Annotated in this window: 17 protein-coding genes and 1 tRNA gene; 9 read left to right on the top strand and 9 right to left on the bottom strand. The window is 61.1% G+C overall.

Going from position 1 to position 19,152, the window contains the following annotated elements:
* Positions 1 to 2 precede the first annotated feature (2 nt).
* Complete coding sequence (locus EV281_RS03470) at positions 3 to 1,859, top strand: adenylate/guanylate cyclase domain-containing protein (protein WP_132651524.1); 1,857 nt, start codon at positions 3 to 5, stop codon at positions 1,857 to 1,859.
* A 100-nt stretch (positions 1,860 to 1,959) separates the two neighbouring features.
* Positions 1,960 to 3,882, top strand: a complete 1,923-nt coding sequence (locus tag EV281_RS03465) for a DEAD/DEAH box helicase (protein ID WP_132651523.1) — start codon at positions 1,960 to 1,962, stop codon at positions 3,880 to 3,882.
* Between the two features lie 54 nt (positions 3,883 to 3,936).
* Here EV281_RS03465 and EV281_RS03460 read toward each other — a convergent pair whose 3' ends face one another.
* Positions 3,937 to 4,710 (bottom strand): alpha/beta hydrolase, encoded by a 774-nt coding sequence (locus EV281_RS03460; RefSeq protein WP_132651522.1) that lies wholly within the window; start codon positions 4,708 to 4,710, stop codon positions 3,937 to 3,939.
* Between the two features lie 172 nt (positions 4,711 to 4,882).
* Between EV281_RS03460 and EV281_RS03455 the strand changes: the two genes are divergently transcribed.
* The 3 genes from EV281_RS03455 to EV281_RS03445 all read left to right on the top strand — a co-directional run bounded on the left by EV281_RS03455 (position 4,883) and on the right by EV281_RS03445 (position 7,329).
* Positions 4,883 to 5,539 (top strand): 50S ribosomal protein L11 methyltransferase, encoded by a 657-nt coding sequence (locus EV281_RS03455; RefSeq protein ID WP_132651521.1) that lies wholly within the window; start codon positions 4,883 to 4,885, stop codon positions 5,537 to 5,539.
* 99 nt (positions 5,540 to 5,638) lie between these two features.
* The gene (locus tag EV281_RS03450) at positions 5,639 to 6,091 is read left to right on the top strand and encodes a MarR family transcriptional regulator (protein WP_132651520.1); all 453 of its coding nucleotides are present in this window, start codon (positions 5,639 to 5,641) and stop codon (positions 6,089 to 6,091) included.
* Positions 6,088 to 7,329, top strand: a complete 1,242-nt coding sequence (locus EV281_RS03445; protein ID WP_207896865.1) for a multidrug effflux MFS transporter — start codon at positions 6,088 to 6,090, stop codon at positions 7,327 to 7,329. Before EV281_RS03450 ends, EV281_RS03445 begins: the two co-directional genes overlap by 4 nt.
* On the opposite strand, the gene glp is transcribed toward EV281_RS03445, so the two are convergent.
* The 5 genes from glp to EV281_RS03420 are packed head-to-tail and all read right to left on the bottom strand — an operon-like array spanning position 7,298 to position 12,762.
* On the bottom strand, positions 7,298 to 8,521 hold the full coding sequence (gene glp / locus EV281_RS03440; protein WP_132651519.1) for a gephyrin-like molybdotransferase Glp: 1,224 nt from the start codon (positions 8,519 to 8,521) through the stop codon (positions 7,298 to 7,300). The two genes, EV281_RS03445 and glp, sit on opposite strands and share 32 nt — an antisense overlap.
* Positions 8,518 to 9,015: a cyclic pyranopterin monophosphate synthase MoaC gene (moaC, locus tag EV281_RS03435; RefSeq protein WP_132651518.1), complete on the bottom strand. Its 498-nt coding sequence runs from the start codon at positions 9,013 to 9,015 to the stop codon at positions 8,518 to 8,520. The genes glp and moaC overlap by 4 nt, the downstream gene beginning before the upstream one ends.
* A 1-nt stretch (position 9,016) precedes the next feature.
* The gene (gene trpC, locus EV281_RS03430) at positions 9,017 to 9,829 is read right to left on the bottom strand and encodes an indole-3-glycerol phosphate synthase TrpC (protein WP_132651517.1); all 813 of its coding nucleotides are present in this window, start codon (positions 9,827 to 9,829) and stop codon (positions 9,017 to 9,019) included.
* A gap of 9 nt (positions 9,830 to 9,838) precedes the next feature.
* Entirely contained in the window at positions 9,839 to 10,855 is a 1,017-nt protein-coding gene (gene trpD / locus EV281_RS03425; RefSeq protein WP_132651516.1) for an anthranilate phosphoribosyltransferase, read from the bottom strand.
* A gap of 14 nt (positions 10,856 to 10,869) precedes the next feature.
* A complete protein-coding gene (locus EV281_RS03420) occupies positions 10,870 to 12,762 on the bottom strand; it encodes a SurA N-terminal domain-containing protein (protein WP_132651515.1) in 1,893 nt (630 codons plus the stop codon).
* Between the two features lie 217 nt (positions 12,763 to 12,979).
* Between EV281_RS03420 and EV281_RS03415 the strand changes: the two genes are divergently transcribed.
* Positions 12,980 to 13,261: a hypothetical protein gene (locus tag EV281_RS03415; protein ID WP_132651514.1), complete on the top strand. Its 282-nt coding sequence runs from the start codon at positions 12,980 to 12,982 to the stop codon at positions 13,259 to 13,261.
* A gap of 65 nt (positions 13,262 to 13,326) precedes the next feature.
* On the opposite strand, the gene EV281_RS03410 is transcribed toward EV281_RS03415, so the two are convergent.
* A complete protein-coding gene (locus EV281_RS03410) occupies positions 13,327 to 13,581 on the bottom strand; it encodes a GlsB/YeaQ/YmgE family stress response membrane protein (protein ID WP_132651513.1) in 255 nt (84 codons plus the stop codon).
* 350 nt (positions 13,582 to 13,931) lie between these two features.
* Between EV281_RS03410 and EV281_RS03405 the strand changes: the two genes are divergently transcribed.
* Positions 13,932 to 14,831, top strand: a complete 900-nt coding sequence (locus EV281_RS03405; RefSeq protein WP_132651512.1) for a DMT family transporter — start codon at positions 13,932 to 13,934, stop codon at positions 14,829 to 14,831.
* Between the two features lie 58 nt (positions 14,832 to 14,889).
* Here the strand turns inward: EV281_RS03405 and EV281_RS03400 are convergent, their stop codons facing one another.
* Positions 14,890 to 16,002, bottom strand: a complete 1,113-nt coding sequence (locus EV281_RS03400) for an NAD(P)/FAD-dependent oxidoreductase (protein WP_132651511.1) — start codon at positions 16,000 to 16,002, stop codon at positions 14,890 to 14,892.
* Positions 16,003 to 16,142: 140 nt separating this feature from the next.
* A tRNA-Ser gene (locus EV281_RS03395) sits at positions 16,143 to 16,232 on the bottom strand.
* 453 nt (positions 16,233 to 16,685) lie between these two features.
* Between EV281_RS03395 and EV281_RS03390 the strand changes: the two genes are divergently transcribed.
* Together EV281_RS03390 and EV281_RS03385 are read left to right on the top strand one after the other, a co-directional pair.
* Complete coding sequence (locus EV281_RS03390) at positions 16,686 to 17,852, top strand: septal ring lytic transglycosylase RlpA family protein (RefSeq protein ID WP_132651510.1); 1,167 nt, start codon at positions 16,686 to 16,688, stop codon at positions 17,850 to 17,852.
* 83 nt (positions 17,853 to 17,935) lie between these two features.
* Positions 17,936 to 19,129 (top strand): D-alanyl-D-alanine carboxypeptidase family protein, encoded by a 1,194-nt coding sequence (locus tag EV281_RS03385; RefSeq protein WP_132651509.1) that lies wholly within the window; start codon positions 17,936 to 17,938, stop codon positions 19,127 to 19,129.
* Positions 19,130 to 19,152 lie beyond the last annotated feature (23 nt).

Here is a 19,152-nt window from a genome sequence, read left to right as displayed (position 1 = left end):
TCATGAACCATCGCCTCCAGACCGTGATCGCGCTACTGCTCGCCGGTCTGTGGGGCGCGGCACTCGGCTATTTCCATCTGCAGTCGAATTCGGACCTCTTGGAGCGCATGGAGGCCACGCTTGCCGATCTGCGCAGCACGATCGTCGGCGTCCGGCCTCCGCCCGACATCGTTTCCATTATCGCGATCGACGACCGTACCGCCGCAGCGCATGGCTATCCGCTCAAGCGGGATATCCTTGCGCAACTCGTCACGTCCATCGGGGCTATGAGGCCGAGGGCACTGGCGCTGGATATCCTGCTTGTCGACGCCGCCACGGAAGAGGGCGATGCAGCCCTTGAAGCGGCCCTCAAGGCCACGCCCAGCATCATCGCAGGTGCAGCGACCTTCCCGAAAAGTCTCCAAGTGGTGAAAGAAAATGCAGAAGATCCGCTTGCCGGAATTCCCGAAGCGCAGCAGCTTCTTCTGCCACAGCCGCGCTTCGCAGAGGCTGCAGCGCTCGGCATCGTCAATGTCGCGACGGACCAGAGCGGTGTGCCGCGTTTCATTCCGCTGTTTTCGCGCGCCGCCGAACGTCTGGATGCCGCCTTTCCACTGCGGGTCGCCTCGATTGCGCTCGACGCCGAACCCTTGATCGAAAACGATGGCATCCGGCTCAGCACCCGGCGCATCCCAACTGATACGGGCCAGCGCCTGCCGCTGACCTTCTACGGACCTGCAGGCAGTATTCGCACCTTCAGCGCTACCGATGCGCTTGATGGCAAACTGCCGACGGATGCCATCACCGGAAAGGTGGTGGTGATCGGCGCCACCGTGGCCGGCGGCGGCGATGTCTTTCCCACACCGTTTGATCCCATCCTGCCAGGTGTCGAAGTGATGTCTACGGCAATCACGCATCTGATCGCCGGCGACGGCATGGTGCGCGACACCAGGACACGACAGGCGGATGCCGGTATCGCGATAGCCTTGCCTATTCTCCTGGTCGCACTGATCGCATGGCGCCGCAGTGCGCTCGGTTTCGCCGTCATCGGTCTGACGGTCATCGTCTGGGCGATGCTCAACCTTGCCGCCTTCGCCAACGGCTACTGGCTGAGTGCCGCATTGCCGATTGCGGCCGCCCTTCCGCCCGCGCTCATTTTCGGTGCTGCAGAACTCAGGCGGGACCGTACCCGTGCGCGGCATTTCGCCGATCAGTCCGACCGGCTGCAGCGCATCGAGGCGCCTGGCCTCGGGGAGTGGCTGGCGCGCGACCCGGCATTCCTGGCCGAGCCGGTGCGGCAGAATGCATCCGTCGTCTTCATCGACCTCTCGGGTTTCACCGGCCTCAGCGAAGCCGTCGGACCGGCGGCCGTCAGGGAAATCCTCAGCGGCTTCTTCGAACTGATCGACGACGAGACGCGCCAGCATGGCGGAGCGATCACCAGCTTCATGGGCGATGGCGCCATGATCCTCTTCGGGCTGCCTGAACCGGCCGACGACGATGCCGCGCGTGCGGCAGCCTGCGCCGTGCGGCTTGCCGACCGCACCCGCAGCTTCCTTGCAGGCCATCCGGAGCTTCGCCGCAGGAAGATAGGATTCAAGCTCGGTGCCCATTGCGGGCCGATCGTCGCTTCCCGTCTCGGCAGCGGCGACCGCCAGCAGATCTCCGCGACGGGCGATACCGTCAATGTCGCCCAGCGGCTCATGGAGGTGGCGGCAAGCCGCCGCGCTGAACTGGCGCTCAGCGCCGATCTGTTGCGAGAGGCCGGAGCAGATGCCGCACCATCGCAGGCAGGCCAATTGACCGGTCCCTTCGAAACGAAACTGCGCGGACGCTCCCACGGCATCACTATCTATGCCTGGCGCGGCGAGGGGCTTTGACATTCGCAGCCAGAGCGAGTAGGAACTCCGCGACTCTCCGGCCGGAAAATTCCGGCTCCGGCGCGTGACGCGCCTGAACGCTCCGAAAGATCGAACAAAAATGACTGAATATAACGGCGTCGTTCCGGCGATCGCTAAGGCGTTGCAGAAGCGCGGCTACACCGAGCTCACTCCCGTCCAGAAAGCAATGCTCGATCCGGCGCTCGCAGCGTCGGATGCTCTCGTTTCCGCGCAGACCGGCTCGGGCAAGACCGTCGCCTTCGGTCTGGCGCTTGCGCCGACGCTTCTTGACGGCGTCGAACGTTTTGCGCCGGCAGCCGCACCCCTGGCTCTGGTGATAGCGCCAACGCGCGAACTGGCGCTGCAGGTCAAGCGCGAGCTGGAATGGCTCTATGAAATGGCAGGCGCAACCATCGTCAGCTGTGTCGGCGGCATGGATATCCGCAGCGAACGCCGGGCGCTGGAGCGCGGCGCTCATATCGTCGTCGGTACACCTGGACGTCTCTGCGACCACATCCGCCGCAACGCACTGGATATGAGCGAACTCAAGGCAGCAGTACTGGATGAGGCGGACGAGATGCTCGATCTCGGTTTCCGAGAGGATCTGGAATTTATCCTCGAATCGGCGCCCGACGATCGCCGGACGCTGATGTTTTCTGCAACCGTACCCGCCGCAATTGCGAAGCTGGCGAAAAGCTATCAGCGCGACGCCGTGCGAATCAGCACACAGGCGGAAGAAAAGCAGCATATCGACATTGAATATCGCGCACTCGTCGTCTCACCGAGCGACCGCGAAAATGCGATCATCAACGTGCTGCGCTATTACGAGGCGCGCAACGCGATCGTCTTCTGTTCGACGCGAGCAGCCGTCAATCACCTGACGGCGCGGTTCCACAATCGCAATTTCAATGTCGTGGCACTGTCAGGCGAGTTGACCCAGAACGAGCGCAGCCACGCGCTGCAGGCGATGCGCGACGGACGCGCCCGCGTCTGCATCGCAACCGATGTCGCTGCCCGCGGCATCGACCTGCCGGGACTCGACCTCGTCGTGCATGCCGATCTGCCGACCAATCCGGAAACGCTGCTGCACCGCAGCGGCCGTACCGGGCGTGCCGGACGCAAGGGGGTTAGCGCCCTCATCGTGCCGCTCAACGTTCGCCGCAAGGCCGAACGCCTGCTCGACAATGCCGGCATCGCCGCTACCTGGGCGCGGCCGCCCTCGGTCGAGGAAGTAACGGAGCGTGATGACGAGCGGCTTTTGGCCGACCCGATCTTCGCGGACAAGCCCCAGGAAGAAGAGCAGGGGCTGGTGCAGAAGCTCATCGCAAGCCGTGGCGCCGAGACACTCGCCGCCGCTTTCGTTCGTCTCTACCGCGCCAACCAGTCGGCCCCGGAAGACCTTATCGAGGTTTCGGTGCAGGACGATCGCGCCCGCAAGCGCCGCGACGGCGAGTTGCGCGAATTTGCGCCGGCGCAGAAGGGACCACGCGACGATTTCGGCCCCAGCGTCTGGTTCTCGGTCTCCGTCGGTCGCAAGCAGAATGCCGAACCGCGCTGGCTGATCCCGATGCTCTGCCGCAATGGCAACCTGACCAAGCGGGAAATCGGCGCGATCAAGATGCAGCCGGACGAAACTTTCGTGGAAATCGCCGCCGACAGCGCCGACGGTTTTCTCGGTGCCCTCGGTCCGAACAAGACGATGGAGCGCGGTATCCGCGTGGCCAGGCTGAACGGCACGCCCGATTTCAGCAAGCCGGCCGCCAAGCCGTATGCGAAGAAGTCGTTCGAAGATCGCGGTGATGATCGTTTCCGCGGTGACAAGCCGAAGGGCAAGTTCGGCAAGGACAGGGCCGCCGGCGCCGAACGTCAAGACGACAGGCCCTGGACGAAGAAAGGTCCGAAGCCGAAAGTTGAAGGCGCTAGGTTCGAGGGTGGCAAGAACAGGTTCGAAAGCGGCAACAAGTTCGACGGCCCTAAAGTTGATGGCCCCAAGGGCAAGTTCGGCAAGAAGAAGGACCGCTGAAACGGTCTGCCGGCCGCACCGGTAAGGCGATGCGGCCGGCGCACACCAAAGGTCTCAGCTGCGATCGCTGTGGCCGGCTGCTGCGAGGATGAGATTGGCAACGGCGCGGGGCTGAGAGATCAGCGAAACGTGGCTGGCGTCGAGTTCCACCGTCGTTGCGTTCATGCGTTTTGCCATGAAACGTTCAAGATCGGGATTGATGGTGCGGTCGTTCTTTGAGACCGCGTACCATGACGGCTTGGAGCGCCAGGCAGCGACCGTCGTCTTGGCATTAAACAACATATCGGAAATCCGCCCCTGGACGGCATAGAGCGCCTTGGCACGGGGCACCGGCAGGTCGCCGGCAAAATCTCTCACGAAAGCTTCTTCACTCAATTGAGCGTAACCGCCGTTGTGAACGAGGCCGGCGCTGGCTGGTGGCGTCGGATACTGTTTGGCGAGTGCTGTATAATCCTCGCCGGCATCAGGTGCGCGGGCGGCGATATAGACCAACGCCGTTACTTTCGGATCGACGCCGGCTTCGGTGACGAGCATGCCGGAATAGGAATGGCCGGCAAGCACAGTCGGGCCGTCCATCAGTGCCAGAACGCGCTTGGTGGCTTCGACATCGTCGGCAAAGGAGGTGAGGGGGTTCTGGACCGCCATGACATTCAGGCCGGCGGACTGGAGATGGGGGATGACATCCAGCCAGCAGGATGCATCTGCATAGGCGCCATGGACGAGAACGACATTATTTGCCTTGGCGACGGCGGCGGCCCGGCCGGCGGCCGGAAATATGCTGAGTGTGGCCCCTGCAACGAGCGCGGCCGAGAATGAACGTCTGGTGATCGATTACATCATGGAGTCCTCCAGCTTCTAGGAAATTGGAGCGAACCCCTCCGGGGTCGCTAGGGAAAAGTTACGCCGAGACCCGGGCCTCGATAACTATACAAAAGTCCAGCGAGGTATTATGCCGTGCCAAAGGCCGGATGCCTGTCGCAACGAGGGCAATCGTTACCAGATGAGTGCGGATTCCGCAGATGATCGTCTCGACCTGAAGGCCTTCATCGAGGCAAACCTGCCGCTCGCCAGCGCGCCTTCCATCCCCAACGTAAGGCTGCATATGGCGACACCGCAAAGCGGCCTCTATCGCCTTGCAATGGCTGATGATTCCGATCTTGTGCCGCCGTACTGGGCCTACCCTTGGGCGGGCGGCGCGGTGCTCGCGCGCTATCTTTTCGACCATCCCGAAATGATCTCGGGCAAGCGTGTCCTCGACCTCGGCACCGGCTCCGGTCTCGTCGCCATCGTGGCGATGAAATGCGGTGCGCGCCACGTGCTGGCCGTCGATATCGATGCGAAGGCGATCGCCGCGGCACAGCTGAATGCTGCGGCCAATGATGTGGTGATCGAGACGCGGCTCGGCGACATCATCGAGGACGCACCACCGGCCGCCGATATGATCCTGGCCGGTGATGTATTCTATGACGAGACGCTGGCGGAGCGTATTTTGCCTTTCCTGCAACGGTGCCGTAGCGCCGGCCTCGATGTGCTTATCGGCGATCCGGGGAGGGCACCTCTTCCGACGGATTTCCTGCTGCAGGTTGCGGACTATCCGGTGCCGGATTTCGGCGGAGGCAACGGCAGCGCCAACAGTGCCGTTTTCCGGTTGAAATAAGCTACGCAAATCCCTCTGCTCAGGCTATCTGCCGATTATCTTTTCGGCTTGCGCTGAAATAGATGACATGTCATTTATTGTTATCCCATCGATGTTCCCATGACCGACGACAAGATCACAACCTCGTTCGGGAGCCTTGTCTCCCAGACCGCGCGCTACTGGCGCCGCGTCGCCAATCTGCGCCTGCAGCCTTTCGGGCTGACGGAAGCCGCATGGCTGCCGCTGCTGCGCATCGCCCGCTCGCCAACACCGATGCATCAGAAGGAGTTGGCAGCCTCGCTCTCGCTCGACAATTCCTCGGTCGTACGCCTGATCGACAATCTGGAGAAGGCAGGGCTGGTCGAGCGGCGCGAGGGCGAGGATAGGCGCGCAAAGGAGATCCTGCTGACGGAGGAGGGCAGGAAGACCGTGGAGGAGGTCGAGCGCGTGGCACAGGGTATCCGCGAGGAGGCGCTTGCTCTTATCCCGCGCGAGGACATCGAAACTACATGGCGCGTGCTCAACCACGTCAGCGACGTTCTTGCCCGACAGCTCGAGGAGCCTGAACAGTGAATCCGCATCCCGGCCCGATGACCGAAGCCCGACGGTTCGGTACCAAGCTTCATATACCGATCTGGCTGCTCGGGCTCATCACTTTCAGCGGCACGCTCGCCATGCACATCTTCGTGCCGGCACTACCGGCGGCGGCAACCGATCTCGGCGCATCGATCGGCGAGATGCAGCTGACCGTCAGCCTCTACATTTTCGGCCTCGCCGTCGGCCAGCTGATCTACGGACCGCTTTCAGACCGTTACGGACGGCGGCCGGTGCTGATGAGCGGCCTTGTGCTCTATACGATCGCCGGCGTGGCAGCGCTAATCTCGCCCGGTGTACATGCGCTTATCGTGGCCCGGCTCTTCCAGGCCTTCGGCGGCTGCGCCGGCCTGGTGATTGCCCGCGCCATCGTGCGCGACACCTCCAGTCCCGATGAAACGGCCAAACGGCTTGCCATCATGAACCTGATGGTGACGGTCGGGCCGGGACTTGCACCGATCCTCGGCGGGGCGCTTGCTTCCACGCTCGGCTGGCGCTCGATCTTTGCGGCGCTGTGCGCCCTCGGTGTCGCCAACCTGCTGCTGACTTGGCGCAAGGTGCCGGAGACCGGCACACGCAACATAGAGACTTCGCTGAAGTCACTGAGCCGTGACTATCTTGGCCTCCTCGCATCCCGCTCTTTTGTTGGCTATTCGATCGGCGGCGGTTGCGCGACGACGTCGATGTACGCCTTCACCGCGTCTGCGCCCTTCATCGTGATCAACGAGCTGGGCCGGCCGGCGACGGAAGTCGGTATCTGTCTGGCCCTGCTTATCTTCGGCTACTGGATCGGCAGCATGATCGCCACCCGGCTGATCGGCCGGATTGCGATGAAACGGCTGATGGTGATTTCCAACCTCGTGAGCATCGCAGCCGCGCTCGTCTTCTTCGGTTTTGCCGCCACCGATCATCTGACGCTGCTGCCGATGATGGCCTCGATCATGATCTATACGATCGGTGCGGGCGTGGCCTCGCCCAATGCACTGACGCTCGCCGTCAGCGTCAATCCGAAGGTTACCGGTTCGGCGTCCGGGCTCTACGGCTCGACGCAGATGGCTATCGGGGCCGTCTGCAGCGCTCTGTCAGGCATTGGCGGCGATCCGGGCCTTGCGGCAGCAACCGTCATTCTCGGCGCAAGCGTGCTGGCACAGATCTGCTTTTGGATCGCCGTGGCCGCGGGAAACGTCAGGCGAGAAGGTCTGGCCGCAGAAGCATGACCGGGCAGGTCGCCCCTGCCGGCAGTTCGGGCGCATGCGGCGGGCGGATGATGAGGCAATCCGCACGGGCGAAAATCTTCATCATCGATGAATCCTGTTTATCGAAGGGTTCGACAAGCCAGTTGCCAGCAGCGGATTTCGAAAGCTTGGCGCGGACATAGTCCTGACGCTGGTCATTGGCGCGCAGCGTGACGGCGGCTTCCACCGTCGCCTCGCGCTGGACCGGCGGCAAGGAAGCGAGTTTGCGGATCAACGGCTCGAGGAAGAGAAGCGAACAGACGAGGCTCGAGACCGGATTGCCAGGAAGGCCGAGCACATGGATTTCGCCGAAGCTGCCGACCATCAACGGCTTGCCGGGACGCATGGCGATGCGCCAGAAATCGAGCTCCATGCCCGCTTCAATCAACGTGGCCTGCACCAGATCATGATCGCCGACCGAAGCGCCGCCGAGCGTGACGATAACATCGGCGTTGGCGCTGCGCGCCTTATCGATCGCCGCGGTGATCCTGGCCTTATCGTCGGGCACGATGCCGAGATCGAGTACATCGGCGCCAGCTTTGCGGGCAAGGGCGGCAACACCGAATGTGTTGGATGCAATGATCTGCGATGGACCGGGCGTGCTTCCCGGCGGCAATAATTCATCGCCGGTTGCCAGGATTGCAATCAGCGGACGGCGCAGTACCTTCACATCAGGCCGGTTCATGCCGGCAGCAACCGTCAACCGCGAGAAATCGAGTACGGTGCCGGCCGGCAGCACGGCTTCGCCTTCGGCAAAATCCTGGCCGCGGGGACGTATATGCTGGCCCTGACGGACTGCGAATTTGGTTCGGATGCCGCCCTCAATCTTTTCGGCGTCCTCCTGCAGCAGCACGCTATCGGCGCCTGACGGAACAGGCGCTCCAGTGAAGATGCGCACAGCCTCTCCGCGGCCGACGGTTCCTTCGAAGCCGTGGCCAGCTGAAGACGCGCCGATGACTTTCAGCACGGCACCCGGTTCCGGCGCGTCTTGGCGGCGCAGCGCATAACCGTCCATGGCGGAGGAATTGAAGGGCGGCTGAGTAAGGCCTGCCGTCAGATCGCCAGCAAGCACGCGACCTTCGGCCTCGGCCAGCGGCAACATTTCGGATGCCGTGATGGGCTTTGCACGAGACAGCAATCGGCTCAGGGCCTCAGCAACCAGAAGAAGATTCATTTCGCCTCCGGATGACGGAAATCGCCGGATTTGCCGCCGGATTTTTCGAGCAGTCTGACGCCACCGATCTCCATTGCCTTATCGACTGCCTTGGCCATGTCGTAGATCGTCAGGCATGCGACGGAAACGGCAGTCAGCGCTTCCATCTCCACACCGGTCTTTCCGGTGAGCTTGACGGTCGCGGTGACACGCAGGCCGGGCAGGGCGACATCTTCCTCGATCTCGACCGTGATCTTCGTCAGCATCAACGGATGGCAGAGCGGGATGAGATCCGCGGTGCGTTTGGCGGCCATGATACCAGCAAGGCGGGCCGTGCCGATCACATCGCCCTTCTTCGCATTGCCTTCCCGAATGAGATCAAGCGTTTCCGCCGCCATTTTCACGTGACCTTCGGCAGTGGCGATGCGAACGGTCTCAGCTTTGTCGGCGACATCGACCATATGCGCCTCTCCGGAGGCGCCGATATGAGTGAGGCTTGGCTTATCGCCACTCATATCATTCGGCCGCGATGGCGGCTTCGCCGAAGAGCAGCGCGCGGGTGGCGGCCGTCACATCGTCCTTGCGCATCAGGCTCTCGCCGACGAGGAAGGTGTTGATGTCGGCAGCCTGCAGACGCTTGCAGTCTTCGTTGGTGAAGATGCCACTTTCGCCGACCAGCAACCGGTCTGCCGGAACCATTGATGCCAGCGTCTCGCTCACAGTAAGGCTGACCTCGAAGGTACGCAGATTGCGGTTGTTGATGCCGACGAGCGGCGACGACAGCTTCAGCGCGCGTTCCATTTCCGGCGCATCATGGACCTCCACCAGCACGTCCATGCCAAGCGAGAAAGCTTCGTCCTGCAGGCGTTCCGCATCGTCATCACTGAGCGAGGCCATGATGATCAAAATGCAGTCGGCGCCCCAGGCGCGCGCCTCATGGACCTGATAGGTCTCGAACATGAAATCCTTGCGCAGGGCGGGCAGGGCGCAAGCAGCGCGGGCTGCCGTCAGGAACTCCGGCGCGCCCTGGAAGCTCGGTGCATCAGTCAGCACCGAAAGGCAGGCGGCGCCACCGGCTTCGTATGCCCTAGCGAGCGCAGGCGGATCAAAATCCGGACGGATCAGGCCTTTGGATGGGCTTGCCTTTTTGATCTCGGCAATCAGGCCGATCTCTCCGGCATCGCGCTTGGCAACGAGCGCCTTGTGAAAGCCGCGCGGCGCAGACTGACCGGCCTGCATGGCCTTCAGATCCGCAAGCGAAGTCTTCGCCTTGGCGGCGGCGATTTCCTTACGCTTATAGGTTTCGATCTTCTTCAGGATATCGGTCATGAGGCGATCCTAGTCGATATCGTTGGAAACGGCGATCAGTTTGTCGAGAGCAGATGCCGTGGCGCCGCTATCGAGCGATTGGGCTGCGAGCTTCATACCGTCGCGGATCGTTTCGGCCTTGCCGGCAATCACGAGCGAAGCAGCGGCGTTGGCGAGCGCAATATCGCGATAGGCGTTCTTTGCGCCGGCAAGCACCTCACGAAGTGCGGCGGCGTTCGCAGTGCCGTCACCACCCTTGATGTCGGCAAGCACGCAGGGCGCCACGCCGAAATCGGCGGGCGACAGTTCGAAGGTGCGGATCTGGCCGTTTTCGAGGGCTGCGACGCTGGTCTTGCCCGTCGTAGTGATTTCATCGAGGCCGTCGCCGTGAACGACCCAGACACTTTCGGAGCCGAGATCACGCATGACTTCGGCTAGCGGCACGACCCATTGCGGCGCGAAGACGCCGAGAAGCTGGCGCTTGACGCCAGCCGGATTGGAGAGCGGGCCAAGCAGGTTGAAGATCGTGCGCGTGCCGAGCTCGACGCGCGAGGCGCCGACGTGGCGCATGGCCGAATGATGCTGTTGCGCAAACATGAAGCCGACACCGGCCTCGGCGATGCAGCGGGATATCATTTCCGGGCTGACTTCGAGATTGACGCCAAGTGCGGCAAGGCTATCGGCCGCACCCGATTTCGAACTCAGTGCGCGGTTGCCGTGTTTGGCGACAGGAACACCTGCACCGGCGACGATCAGCGCCGCCAGCGTCGAAATATTGTAAGTGCCGCTGGCATCGCCGCCGGTGCCGACGATATCGATCGCGTCTTCAGGCGCTTCCACCCGCAGCATCTTGGAGCGCATCGTCGTGACGGCGCCGACAATCTCGTCGACCGTCTCGCCACGAACGCGCAGCGCCATCAGGAAACCGCCGATCTGAGAAGGCGTTGCCTGGCCGGACATCAGGATATCGAAGGCCTGACGGGCCTCGTCACGGGTCAGCGGCTCACGGCTTGCTGCCTTGGCCAAAAGCGGCTTCAGATCGGTCATGGCGTCGCTTCCCCCTAGCGGACGGTCGCCTGCTCGGCGAGTTTCTGGTTGACCTGCATGCCATACTGGGCCTGCAGCACGTTGACCATCTGATCCAGAATATCGTCGCCGGCAGCATTTGCCATGGCAGTGATCTGCTGGTCACGATTGTTCAAGGCATCGGTCGTTGGCTGGTCGTTGACCTCGGTCACCTTCAGCAGGATCTGTGTGCTCGGGTCGGCGCCAACGGCGGTTGCAACAGTATCGACAGGGCCGGAGAAGGCGGCATTGATGCCTGCGCGGCCGAGAACAGGGTCGTCGGTGGAGCGGGTAATGCCGCTCTTGCTTTCGACAGCGATGCCGAGCGGGGTGGCGATATCGGCAAGCGAAGTGCCCTTTTGCGCCTGGGCCTTCAGCTCGTCTGCCTTCTTGGCAAGTTCGGCCTTCTGCTGCTCGGCGGTCCAGTCCTGCACGGCCTTGTCACGCACTTCGGCGAGCGGGCGATCACGCTCCGGCATGATATCGCGGACATCAAACCAGACATAGCCGTCATTGCCGACGGAAATGGCGACCGCATCGGCGCCGACATCGGTCTTGAAGGCTTCCGGCAGAAGCTGCTGCTGGGCTGGGATATCCTTGACCGGATTGCCATCCTTGTCCGCGCCCGCCATGTCGATGGCGTCGATGACGACGGCCTTCAGCTTGAGCTGATTGGCAATCTCTTCGAGAGACGTGCCGCCGGCGCGCATATCCTCGATGCGGTCATGAACGTTGATGACTTCCTGCGAGGCATTGGCAACCGAAAGCTGCTTGCGCAGTTCTTCCTTGACCTCGTCGAAGCTCTTGGTGGTTTCCGGCTTGATATTGGTCACGCGCAGGATGACAGGTCCGAAGGTGCCGTCGATGACCCCGGTCGTGCCGCCATCCGTCTTCACTGCGAAAGCGGCATCGGCGACGGCCTGATCCGGAACTTTATCCTTGGTGAATTCACCGAGAAGCACGTCGCTTGCAGTCTTGCCCTGATCGGTGACGAGCTGATCGAAGCTCGTTCCGCTCTTCAGCGCAGTCTCCGCCGCATTGGCTAGGTCCTTGCTGGCGAAGGTGAGCTGTTCCAGCGTGCGGCTTTCCGGCGTCGTGTAGGTCGCCTTGGCCTTGTCGAAGGCTTCCTTGATCTGCTCGTCGGTAACGGTCGCGGGATCGGCAATGTCGTCCGGCTGAAGCTTGAGATAGGCGATCTTGCGGTATTCCGGCGCGCGGTAGCGCTGTTTGACACCTTCAAACCACTTGGCGAGCACGTCGTCGGCCGGCGCCTTGATCGGCTCGATATTGGCGTTGGTCAGCAGCAGGTAATCGACGCTGCGGCTTTCATTGCCGTAGAGCTTGAGTGCGTCGATGAGCGTTGCCGGAGCCTGGAAGCCATTGGCAACGGCATCGACGATCTGGCCGCGAACGGCCTCCTTGCTGCGTTCCTTGATATAATCGTCTTCGCGGATGCCGGCATTGCGCAGGCGCGAAGTGAAGAGCTGGCGGTCGAACTGGCCGTTGATTGCCTTGAAGGCCGGATCGTCACCGATCAACCGTGCGAGGCGGTCTTCGGAAAGTCCGAGCCCCATATCATCGGCGAGCTGATCGAGCGAGGCACCAGCCACGAGCTGGGCGAGAACCTGCTGTTCGACACCGAAGGCGCGGGCCTGTTCGGGCGTCAGGCGCATGCCGAACTGCTGGCTCAAAGCTGCAATCCGACGCTGATAGGCGAGGCGGAACTCGTTGACGTCCACGTGCTGATTGCCGACGGTGACGACCGTCGTGCTGCTGCCGCCGTTTACAAGCTCACGCGACACACCCCAGATACCGAAGGAGGCGACGAGCAGGAGCAGGAGCAACTTGGCAACCCAGGTCTGAGCAGCTCTTCTCAGAAAATGGAACATGGAAAGGCAAACCTCACATTATCATTGGCCCAGAGGGCAGACATTCGTCGTTCCATAAAACAAAGCTGCAAGGAAATGAAGGCTTGTCGCGCGAAAAGCGTATAGGCCTTGCACGCGCTTTCGCTAACCTGCCCTGAGCGACAAAAGATGCTTGATTGCGGAACCTTTCCAGCCTTCATTTCGTTGATGCGGCATTCCATCTAAACAGGAGCAGACCATGGCCGAACTGAAACCCGCTTCCGCCGAATCCGCCGCTGCGCGCGTCAAGGCTGAAGCTGCCGCCGACGATCTGTCCGCGCAGGTTGCCGCGCTTCGCGAAGATCTGGCCCGCCTTTCGGAAAGCGTGATCGCGCTGGGGCAGGGCGCCAAGACGGCAGTTGCCGACGAGGCTTCGGTCATGACCGAACGCTTCCGTGACAGGGTGCGCGAAGAACCGCTGACCGCGGTCGCTATTACCGCGGGTATCGCTTATCTCTTCGGCCTCCTCAGCCGTCGCTAGGTGAAAAGAAGCCGGACGCGTGACATCCGGCTTTCAACCTTTCCCCGCAATCTTTCCGTGTTAGGTCAGCGGCGGACAAGGCGTCCGAGCGCTATCAGTATGCATGCGCCGACAAAGCCCGTGATCAGGTATCCGAGCCAGCCGCTGAGTGGCTGGATGTGAAGGATACTAAGAATCCAGTTGGCGACAATCGCGCCCACGATACCGAGCACTATGTTCATGAACACGCCCATATTGCTGTTCATGAATTTCTCCGCCAGCCAGCCGGCGATGCCGCCGATAATGATGGCTGCAATCCAACCTACGCCTGCACTTTCCATGGCAATCTCCCCTCCTGGGCAAAACGTGAGATGAAACGCGCACAATCGAAATAAGTTCCGCCCTAGCAGCGGCTTAGCGCGGTCAGGAACGAAGCTGTCCTGAAAACGCCACCGCGGCAAAGCCGGCGGGCATCGGCAAACTCCTCTTGAAGATCAGATTTCCCCTTTGCCGGACTAACCATAGTTTATCGCCTCAACTGCGCAAGCCCTGCCGGAATGGCTGACAGCGGGACGTCATGACCTCGCATCGATGGCTGTAGCTTTACTGACGGTCCGCAGATAAGACATGTTCTGCGATGAGCCTCGCGATAGAGACTCCCCATCGCAAAGTCAGGCGCTGCGAGGTTTGGATGAATTCCGAAAAAGTCGAATCACGGCCGCTGGCAGGCATAGCGCTCGCCTGCGCCGGTTACGCCTGCTTTGCCATGCAGGATGCCTTGGTCAAGTGGCTCGTGGCCGACTATGAAGTTCCTGAAATCCTGTTCATGCGCAGCCTGGTCATCGTTGTCGTCACCGGCGTTCTCGTGCATTACCGGCGCCATCCTTCGATCCTCAAAAGCCCCTATAGAGGCACGGTCGTCCTTCGCGCGATGCTGATGCTGATCGCCTGGCTGCTATTCTACAATGCCGCGCGATATCTGGGTCTTGCCGAGCTGACCACGCTCTACTTCTCGGCGCCCATCATCGTCATGTTCCTGTCAATCCTGGTTCTCAAGGAAGCAATCGGAACGGGGCGCTGGATTGCCTGTATCGGCGGCTTCATCGGCGTTGCCATCGCTGCCAACCCCACGCATTCACCCAATCTCGTGCCGGCTGTCATGTGTCTCATCGCTGGTTTCTGCTGGGCCTGGAGCACGATCCTCATCCGGCTTGTCAGTCGCAGCGAGACAACGCTGACGCAGATGTTCGCAACCAGCCTGCTGTTCGGGATTGCCTGCACCTTGTCGTTCCCCTGGATCTGGAAGACGCCCGACGTCATCGGCTGGGCCTTGATGATCGGCCTCGGGCTCGTCTCCACGCTCGGGCAATTCCTTCTCTATGAGGGATTCCGATACGCGCCGGCCTCGGCGCTCGCACCCGTCGAATACAGTGGGCTCATCTGGGCCTTCGTTTACGGCTATGCCATTTGGGCGGAAGTCCCTGAGATAAATGTCTTCGTCGGTGCGCTCATCATCATTGCCTCAAGTTTGGTACTGGTCGCCTGGGAACGCCAGGGCGTACTCGTCCGAAAGAAGCGTGCGCCCTGCTGACGCGACGTGATCAGGCGGGTAACCGGCCGCTATCGGGGCGGACCGAAAACGCTTTGTCTCACCCCGCAAGTCGCGCAACCTTCTGCCCGATCGCCAGCGAAGCGGTGAGGCCAGGGCTTTCAATTCCATAGAGCGCTACATAGCCAGGGTGACGGGTTTGCTCCGGCCCCTGGATCACGAAGTCACCGCCGCCGCCCGCAGCCGGGCCGGCGATTTTCGGACGTATGCCCGAATAGGCAGGCTGCAGCGCGCCATCGACCAGATCGGGCCAATAGCGGCGGATTGCGGAATAGAATTTATCGGCGCGGCTCGGATCGACGTCATAATCGATTGCCTCCACCCATTCGACATCAGGACCGAAGCGCGCCTGGCCCGCCAGGTCGAGCGTCAGGTGCACACCGAGACCGCCGGGTTCAGGGACCGGATAGATCAGCTGCTTTGCCGGCGCACGGCCAGCCAATGCAAAATAGCATCCCTTGGCGTAGTAACGTGGCGGGATGGTGCTTGCATCTAGGCCCGACAATCTCTCGGAAAGGGTCCAGGCATTCAAACCGGCAGCATTTACGACGAGGCCTGCTTCAATTCTGACCGGATCGCGGCCACCAACGGACAGACGGATCTTGTCCGCAGTGAATTCACCTTCGATGACAGGCGAATTGCAGACGATGGTTCCGCCGTCGGCCTCTACGTCCGTAATGTATGCCTGCATGAGGCTGTGGCTGTCGACGATACCTGTCGACGGAGAGACAAGAGCGGCCACGCCCCGGATCTCGGGCTCCCGGCGAAAGAGTTCCGCCGCATCGATCAGATAGCAGTCCTCTACTCCATTTGCTTCAGCCTGCCTCGACAGCTTTTCGAGATAGCCAAGCTCCTGCTCGCTGGTGGCGACGACGAGTTTGCCACAGGCTCTGTGGGGGACGCGTCGCTCTCGGCAATATTCGTAGAGCTTGTGTTTTCCGACAACGCACAGCTGCGCCTTCAAACTGCCGGTGGCATAGTAGAGCCCGGCATGGATGACCTCGCTATTGCGGGCCGAGGTAATGCTGCCGGTCATAGGCTCCGCCTCGAGAAGAACCACCTGGCGGCCCTTCATGGTAAGTTCGCGCGCCACCGCGAGCCCCACGACGCCTCCACCCACGACTACGCAGTCGAGGTCCAGTACCTCCGCCATGCGATTCCCCTCTCGTTGTCCAACTGCGCAGTGAGGGGCTTCCAATCTTTTGGTGCCCCGAAACGCAATTTAGCTTCGGGTATCGTCGGGTGAACCTATCTTCAAATCAAGAGGGTGATGGGGTCGTGGCAGGCTGAGGATGGCGGAAGAGGTGGGATTCGAACCCACGGTACGGTTTCCCGCACGCCGGTTTTCAAGACCGGTTCCTTAAACCACTCGGACACTCTTCCATCCAATTGGCCTGGCTCGACTTTGCTGGAAGGCGCTCGTGCGTGACGAAAGCTACTTCCGCCGATGGCCAAATCGCGGTTTCGCAGGCTTTATAGCGGTTCGCACTTCAGCGTCAACGTGCTCTGATCGATCGAGCAACAATTGAGCAGATTAAACTGCTTTAATGTGTCTCGCCGCGGGGCAAGGCGGCGGCGGCCGCCGGCAGGGCTGTCACGATCCGAAACGGTCCAAAAATGGGAAAATACATTTGGGATTTCATTCCTGCACAGGTTAAAATCAACCAAGCATTAACCATAATCATTAGAATTCGCGCTATCGCCCCGAAATCGTTCGCAAATTCGCCACGATATCCACAAGATTAAAGTCTCGTTAGGCAGGCAGGGCATAAGGCAACTCCAACTCATTCACGAGTGAGTTCCTTAACCATAACGGTCTTGAGTGGCGTGGGGCATATGAAACTGATTTACGGGGCGACGTCTTTCGCAACGGCAGCACGGTGGCTGGCGATATCGGCTATGTGCGCAACAGTGGCGGCCTGCGGCACGACACAGGCAGTTCCCAAGAAGAAATCCCACGGCAAGGAATATTTCTCCGAAAGCGAATATGGCGTCAAAGCCAGCCCGCGCGTTGCCAACGGCAACAATATTCCCAAGGGCGGTGGCCGCTACATGGTAGGCGATCCCTATGTGGTGAAGGGGAAGATGTATTACCCCAGGGAAGACTATTCCTATAACAAGGTGGGCATTGCTTCCTGGTACGGTTCGGCCTTCCACGGCCGCCTGACGGCCAATGGCGAAGTCTACGATCAGATGCATCTGTCCGCGGCGCACCCGACCTTCCCGCTTCCGAGCTATGCGCGGGTGACCAATATCGAAAATGGCTCTTCCGTCATCGTGCGCGTCAATGACCGCGGTCCGTATCATGAAGGCCGTATCATCGACCTCTCCAACAAGACCGCCTCCATGCTCGACCTGCAGCACAGCGGCACCGGCAAGGTTCGGGTGCAATATGTCGGCAAGGCGCCGCTCGACGGTCATGACATGCCCTATCTGATGGCCTCCTACATTCCGAAGGGCAGCCGCCTTCCGGGCATCAATCCGGGTGAAGGTCAGATCGCAACCGGCGTGATGGTGGCTTCCAACAGTAAGAAGATTACCGGCGACCAACTCCAGAGCCTCGGCGACTATTCCAGCCCGTCGCCTGACAGCGTTCCGGTACCATTCTCTTCGACCGCCTATGCGGGCTCGACGCCAAGCGCCAAGTATCCAGGCTCCTCTGTGCAGACCGCAAGGTATAACGCGGCGCCGGCTCGGCAGCTGGCGCCCGTACCGATGCAGGCGCCGGCAGGCGGCCATTTCCTGACGCCGCCGCCGGCTTTCACCAATGGCGGGCAGGCGATGGAGCAGATGGTCGTTTTGCCGGAAATCGGTCCCATTCCCTATGAGCGCCCGAACGGCTGGTCGAAAGGTACATCGCTTGCGATGAATTATCAGGAGGCAGTGACTGTGAAGGTTCCGCTCGCTTTCGATGCGGTGATGGTGCGCAATGACGGCCTGACGCAGGAATCGATCCTCGCATCCTTCAAGCGCCAGAATGGCGGCAGCGCAAAGGCACGATAAAAGCGTACAACAAAGTATAATTGCATCGGCTTACGGCTCGCTTTACCCTCCTGAATCAACCCGCACGATCAATGGGATTAGCGATGTTGAAGCCGTTGCTTCGCCTCCTTGCATGCCTCCTTTTGCCTGCTTCCGCAGCCGCTGCCGCCGAAGGCACCGAGGCTGGTTTCGTCACCAAGGCCGCACAGGCCTATATGATTGAAGCCTCAACCGGCACAGTGCTTCTCGCCAAGAACGAGAACCAGGTCTTTGCCCCAGCCTCGCTTGCCAAGCTGATGACGATGGACCTCGTTTTCGATGCCGTCAGCAAGGGGCAGATTTCACTCGATACCGAATATCCCGTCTCCGAATATGCCTGGCGTACCGGCGGCGCACCTTCACGCGCGGCGACCATGTTTGCGGCGCTGAAATCGAGGGTTCGCGTCGAGGATCTCATCAAGGGTGTAGCGATCCAGGGGGCCAATGACGGCTGCATCATCCTTGCCGAAGGCATGGCCGGCAGCGAGGACCAGTTCGCCGCATCCATGACAAGAAGAGCACGCGATCTGGGTATGGATAAAGCCGTTTTCGGCAATTCCACCGGCCTTCCTGATGGCAAGAGTAAGGTGACGGCCAAAGAGCTAGTGACGCTGGCGACCGACCTGCAGACATCCTACCCCAATCTCTATTCCTATTTCGCCCAGCCCGACTTCGAGTGGAATAAGATCTTCCAGCGCAACCGTAATCCGCTGCTCGGCATGGACCTCGGCGCCGACGGCCTGGCGACGGGCTTTACGGAAGGCGAGGGCTATTCGATCGTCGCCTCTGTACAGCGGGATGGACGGCGGCTCTTCGTGGCACTTGCCGGCATAGCCTCCGACAAGGAGCGCACGGAGGAGGCCAAGCGGGTACTGGAATGGGGATTGACGGCCTTCGAGAGCCATCAGGTCTTTGCCGACAATGAAGTGATCGGCGCTGCCAGCGTCTATGGCGGCACAGCACGCACGGTCGATCTCATCGCCAAAACACCGGTCAGCGTCTATGTTCCGATCAACAATCCGGACCGGCTCGCAGCCCGCATTGTCTATCACTGGCCGCTGAAGGCTCCTGTGAAGGCCGATACGGAAGTCGGGACGCTGCGCATTGTTTCCGGCAACAGGATGCTGCGTGAAGTACCGCTCTATACGGTGCAATCCGTCGATGTGGGATCGCTCAGCAGCCGGGCGGTGGATGCGCTACTGGAGCTTGGCGAATCGCTGTTCTTCTCCTGGCTTTGGGACACATCCGAACAGAGCTAAGCCTCTTGTCAGGATCGAATTTT

Origin of the sequence: Rhizobium sp. BK418 (assembly GCF_004341105.1) — a bacterium.
GTDB lineage: Bacteria > Pseudomonadota > Alphaproteobacteria > Rhizobiales > Rhizobiaceae > Rhizobium.
Note: the sequence above shows the minus strand (reverse complement) of the source record. Positions and strands in the feature narration are given on the sequence as shown.